We start from the raw sequence: 4,023 nt of genomic DNA on the forward strand, positions 1-4,023 counted from the left end.
ATGTAAGCTCGGTCGCCGCATCCATGCGGCTCACGCCCCCGCAACCGGACCCACCCCGCCTTCGACAGATTTCCGCGCGCTGTGGAAACGGCGTTCTGTGCTGCTGTTGGTAGGCGTCGACCTTAGTGGGCACGGTAGATCCACGCCATGCGTGGATGGATTCCTGGATGTTTCGCTGATGTGGTGAGTTCTGAACTTGGTGGCTTCTGAACTCGGTGGGTGCGGACCGTTGGTCCGCACACCGATGCCTCAGGCCAGGTAGACCTGTCCATCCCGCACATCCACCGGCACTGCGCGCAGGCGGTCGCCCTTGCAGGGGCCGGCGATGCAGTCGCCACTGTCCAGCGCGAACGAGGCGCCGTGGGCGGCGCAGACCAGATGGCCTTCGCGGCTCTTCAGGAACTGGCCGGGCGCCCAATCCAGGCGGCGGCCCGCGTGCGGGCAGATGTTCAGGAACGCGCGCACCTGTTCACCGTCGCGGTACAGCAGCAGCGACTCGGCATCGCCATCGACCACCGCTTCAACCTCGGCAAACGCACCATCGGCAATGGCATCCAGGGTGATCAGGGCAACAGCGGCAGTCATGGCGAAGGCTCGGACGGAATCGCGCATTGTCGCACGCCTGGTCATGTGACTAGCTGCGACATGAACACAAGTCATTGATCCGTAATAAGCCAAGGCTATATTTAACGAGTTTTTCACTCAATGACAGTGGCACCTGCCGATACTCATGGCTCGCTGATTTCCAGCCTATCGAGCCACCATGTTCAATCGCGATTTCGCCTTCAACCAGTTCCGCACCCTGTTTGCCCCGCGCAAGCCGCGCCATCCGCTGGTGCGCGTTGCCGTGGGCCTGCTCGGCCTGGCGATCCTGGCCGCGATGGTGTTCATCGGCGTATTCGTCGGTGCAGCCATGATCCTGGTGGGCCTGGCGTGGAAGCTGCTGGCTTCGCGCAAGCCCGGCCCGAGCCGCCCGGTCGACCCGAACGTGGTCGAGGGCGAGTACCACGTGGTGCGCAAGTCGGCGCTGCCGTCCTCGCGCTGATCGACGCTGCCCGCTGACGGCGGGCCTTGCTGCGTTCTAGACTGCGGGCACTCCCTTCCTGGATGCCCGCATGCCCGATGTCTCCGATGTGATCCCTGCTGCAGCCACGCCGCGTGTACCGGTGGTGGGTGGCGGCAGCTTTCCCGTGCACCGCATCTACTGCGTCGGCCGCAACTTCGCCGACCACGCGCGTGAGATGGGTGCTGCCGTGCCCGCAGCAGATGATCGCGGCCGCCCGATGTTCTTCACCAAGCCGGCCGACGCCATCGTGGTCGGCCACGACGATGTGATCCCCTACCCGCCTGCCACCAGCAACCTGCATCACGAGGTGGAACTGGTGGTGGCGATCGGCCGTGACGCGCCCACCGGCGTGCTGGCCGTGGCCGACGCCGAGGCCCTGGTCTATGGCTATGCCGTAGGCCTGGACCTGACTCGCCGCGACCTGCAGGCGGCCGCCAAGGAGAAGGGCCACCCGTGGGATTCGGCCAAGGGTTTCGATGCCTCTGCACCGATCAGCGAGATCGTGCACGCCGGTGAAGTCGGCGATCTGGCCGCGCTCAATCTGTCGCTGGAGATCAATGGCGAAGTCCGCCAGCAGTCCCTGCTCGACCAGATGATCTGGAACGTGCCGGAGATCCTGCACGAGCTGTCCAAGCTGTGGCAGCTGCGCGCCGGCGACCTGGTGTTCATGGGCACGCCGTCCGGCGTGGCCGCGCTGAAGCCCGGCGACCGTTTCAGTGCACGCCTTGAGAACGTGGCCGAACGCCACGGCGTGATCGCCGGCTGACATCACCTGCGCTACCCTTCGCGCTGTCCCCCCTCGCCCTCAGGAGAAAAACAACAATGGGAATGCTCACCGAGTTCAAGGAATTCGCGATGCGCGGCAACGTCATCGACCTCGCCGTCGGCGTGGTGATTGGCGCTGCCTTCGGCAAGATCGTCACCGCGCTGGTGGAGAAGATCATCATGCCGCCGCTGGGCATGCTGATCGGCAAGGTCGATTTCTCCCAGCTTGCGTGGACACTGTCGCCGGCCAGCATCGGGCCTGATAGCAAGGAAATCCCGGCCGTGGTGATCGGCTACGGTGATTTCATCAACACGCTGATCCAGTTCGTGATCGTGGCCTTCGCCATCTTCCTGGTGATCAAGGTGATCAACCGCCTGTCGCGCAAGAAGGAAGCCGCACCGGCAGCGCCGGCCGAGGAAGTGGTGCTGCTGCGCGAGATCCGCGACAGCCTGAAGAAATAAGGTGGGTGGCGCCGGGCCATGCCCGGCGGAACGCCATCTTGCCGCTGCGCTCGCCGGGCGTGCCCGGCGCTACCGCAGAGGCATGCGAAAGCCCCGCTCCGGCGGGGCTTTCGCTTTGCTGCATCTGGCGGAAAACAGCATCCGCGCCGGCCATGACCTCCCGCCCATGCGCGGCGCTGAACGACTGTTAAGCTCCAAGGCTTACACCCTTCCCGGAGCTGTCCATGCGTCGCCGCGTCCTTGCCATCGCATCCTCCCTCGCCCTGCTGGCCGCGCCGGCCTTCGCGGCGCCGCGTGCCACCACCCTGCCGCCGGCTTCGCTGGCCACCGCCGCGCAGCTGCGCGACCAGGCGCTGGCCGATGACACCGGCTGGAAGGTGGTCGAATCGTTGACCACCGAGATCGGCCCTCGCATCGCCGGCAGCGAGGCCGACGCCCGTGCCGTGGCCTGGGCCGAAGCCAAGTTCAAGGCACTGGGTTTTGACAAGGTGTGGAAGGAACCGGTGACCTTCCCGAAATGGGAGCGCCGCAGTGAACACGCCGCCGTGACCGGCAGGAACCCGCAACCGCTGCAGATCACCGCGCTGGGTGGCAGCCCGGGCGGTACGGTCGAAGCCGAGGTAGTGCGGTTTGCCGATCTGGCCGCGCTGCAGGCCGCACCGGCGGGTTCGCTGAAGGGCAAGATCGCCTTCGTCGATTACCAGATGCTGCCGTTCCGCGATGGCCGCGACTATGGCCGTGGCGGCGCGATCCGCAGCAAGGGCCCGTCCGAGGCCATCCGCAAGGGCGCGATCGGTTTCCTGATGCGCTCGGCCGGTACCGATTCGCACCGCGTGCCGCACACCGGCATCACCCGCTTCGATGACGGCCTGACCCCGGTGCCGTCGGCGGCGCTGTCGGTACCCGACGCCGACCAGCTGGCGCGTCTGCTTGCCCGTGGCGCAACCACGGTGAAGGTCGCACTGGACTGCGGTTGGGATGGCACGGCGACCTCGTACAACGTGATCGGTGAGATCACCGGCCGCACGCTGCCGAAGGAAGTGGTGGTGATCGGTGGACACCTGGACTCGTGGGACCTGGGCACCGGCGCGGTCGATGACGGCGCAGGCGTGGGCATCACCATGGCCGCCGGTCATCTGATCGGCCAGCTGAAGCAGGCGCCGAAGCGCACCATCCGCGTGGTCGCCTTCGCCAACGAAGAACAGGGCCTGTATGGCGGCAAGGCCTACGCCGAGGCGCATGCCAAGGACGTAGCCCTGCACCAGCTGGCCGCCGAGAGCGATTTCGGTGCTGGTCGCATCTACGCCTTCAACACCGGTTCGCCGAACCCGGAAGGCTCGCGCGAGGCAACCAGGCAGATTGCCGAGGTGATGAAGCCGCTGGGCATCGAGTACGCCGCCGACAAGGGTGGCCCGGGGCCGGATGTCGGTCCGCTGGCCGCCAAGGGTGGCGCATGGGCTTGGCTGGCGCAGGATGGCTCGGATTACTTCCACCTGCACCACACCGCCGACGACACCCTCGACAAGATCGACCCGAAGGCGCTGGCGCAGAACGTGGCGGCCTATACCGTGTTTGCCTACCTGGCGGCCGAGGCCGATGGCAACTTCGGTAGCGAAGCCAAGGCAACCACGCCGCCCAACGAGTGAGTCCACTTCCACGCTGTGCGTGGAGTGACTCATGACCGGGTAGCGGGGGGGGGGGGGGGGGGGGGGGGGGGGGGGGGGGGGGGG

Annotated in this window: 5 protein-coding genes; 4 read left to right on the plus strand and 1 reads right to left on the minus strand. The window is 66.6% G+C overall.

From position 1 onward, the window contains the following. Positions 1-249: 249 nt before the first annotated feature. Positions 250-585 carry a Rieske (2Fe-2S) protein gene (locus AC3WTC_RS19655; protein ID WP_049469607.1) on the minus strand — a complete coding sequence of 112 codons (336 nt, stop codon included), beginning with the start codon at positions 583-585 and terminating at the stop codon, positions 250-252. Positions 586-763: 178 nt separating this feature from the next. Here AC3WTC_RS19655 and AC3WTC_RS19660 point away from each other — a divergent pair, with 178 nt between their 5' ends. The 4 genes from AC3WTC_RS19660 (at position 764) to AC3WTC_RS19675 (ending at position 3,939) form a co-directional block, all read left to right on the plus strand. Further along, the gene (locus AC3WTC_RS19660; protein ID WP_025874274.1) at positions 764-1,045 is read left to right on the plus strand and encodes a hypothetical protein; all 282 of its coding nucleotides are present in this window, start codon (positions 764-766) and stop codon (positions 1,043-1,045) included. Between the two features lie 70 nt (positions 1,046-1,115). Further along, positions 1,116-1,832 carry a fumarylacetoacetate hydrolase family protein gene (locus tag AC3WTC_RS19665; RefSeq protein WP_492712351.1) on the plus strand — a complete coding sequence of 239 codons (717 nt, stop codon included), beginning with the start codon at positions 1,116-1,118 and terminating at the stop codon, positions 1,830-1,832. Positions 1,833-1,888: 56 nt separating this feature from the next. Beyond that, positions 1,889-2,293: a large-conductance mechanosensitive channel protein MscL gene (gene mscL / locus AC3WTC_RS19670; RefSeq protein ID WP_492712353.1), complete on the plus strand. Its 405-nt coding sequence runs from the start codon at positions 1,889-1,891 to the stop codon at positions 2,291-2,293. A gap of 224 nt (positions 2,294-2,517) precedes the next feature. After that, a complete protein-coding gene (locus AC3WTC_RS19675) occupies positions 2,518-3,939 on the plus strand; it encodes a M28 family peptidase (protein WP_025874271.1) in 1,422 nt (473 codons plus the stop codon). Positions 3,940-4,023 lie beyond the last annotated feature (84 nt).

Source organism: Stenotrophomonas sp. FW305-C-20-S1 (assembly GCF_058783335.1).

Coding starts and splice junctions, on each gene's coding strand:
- AC3WTC_RS19655 (WP_049469607.1), bottom strand. CDS start 585: ATGACTGCCGCTGTTGCCCTGATCACCCTGGATGCCATTGCCGATGGT.
- AC3WTC_RS19660 (WP_025874274.1), top strand. CDS start 764: ATGTTCAATCGCGATTTCGCCTTCAACCAGTTCCGCACCCTGTTTGCC.
- AC3WTC_RS19665 (WP_492712351.1), top strand. CDS start 1,116: ATGCCCGATGTCTCCGATGTGATCCCTGCTGCAGCCACGCCGCGTGTA.
- mscL (WP_492712353.1), top strand. CDS start 1,889: ATGGGAATGCTCACCGAGTTCAAGGAATTCGCGATGCGCGGCAACGTC.
- AC3WTC_RS19675 (WP_025874271.1), top strand. CDS start 2,518: ATGCGTCGCCGCGTCCTTGCCATCGCATCCTCCCTCGCCCTGCTGGCC.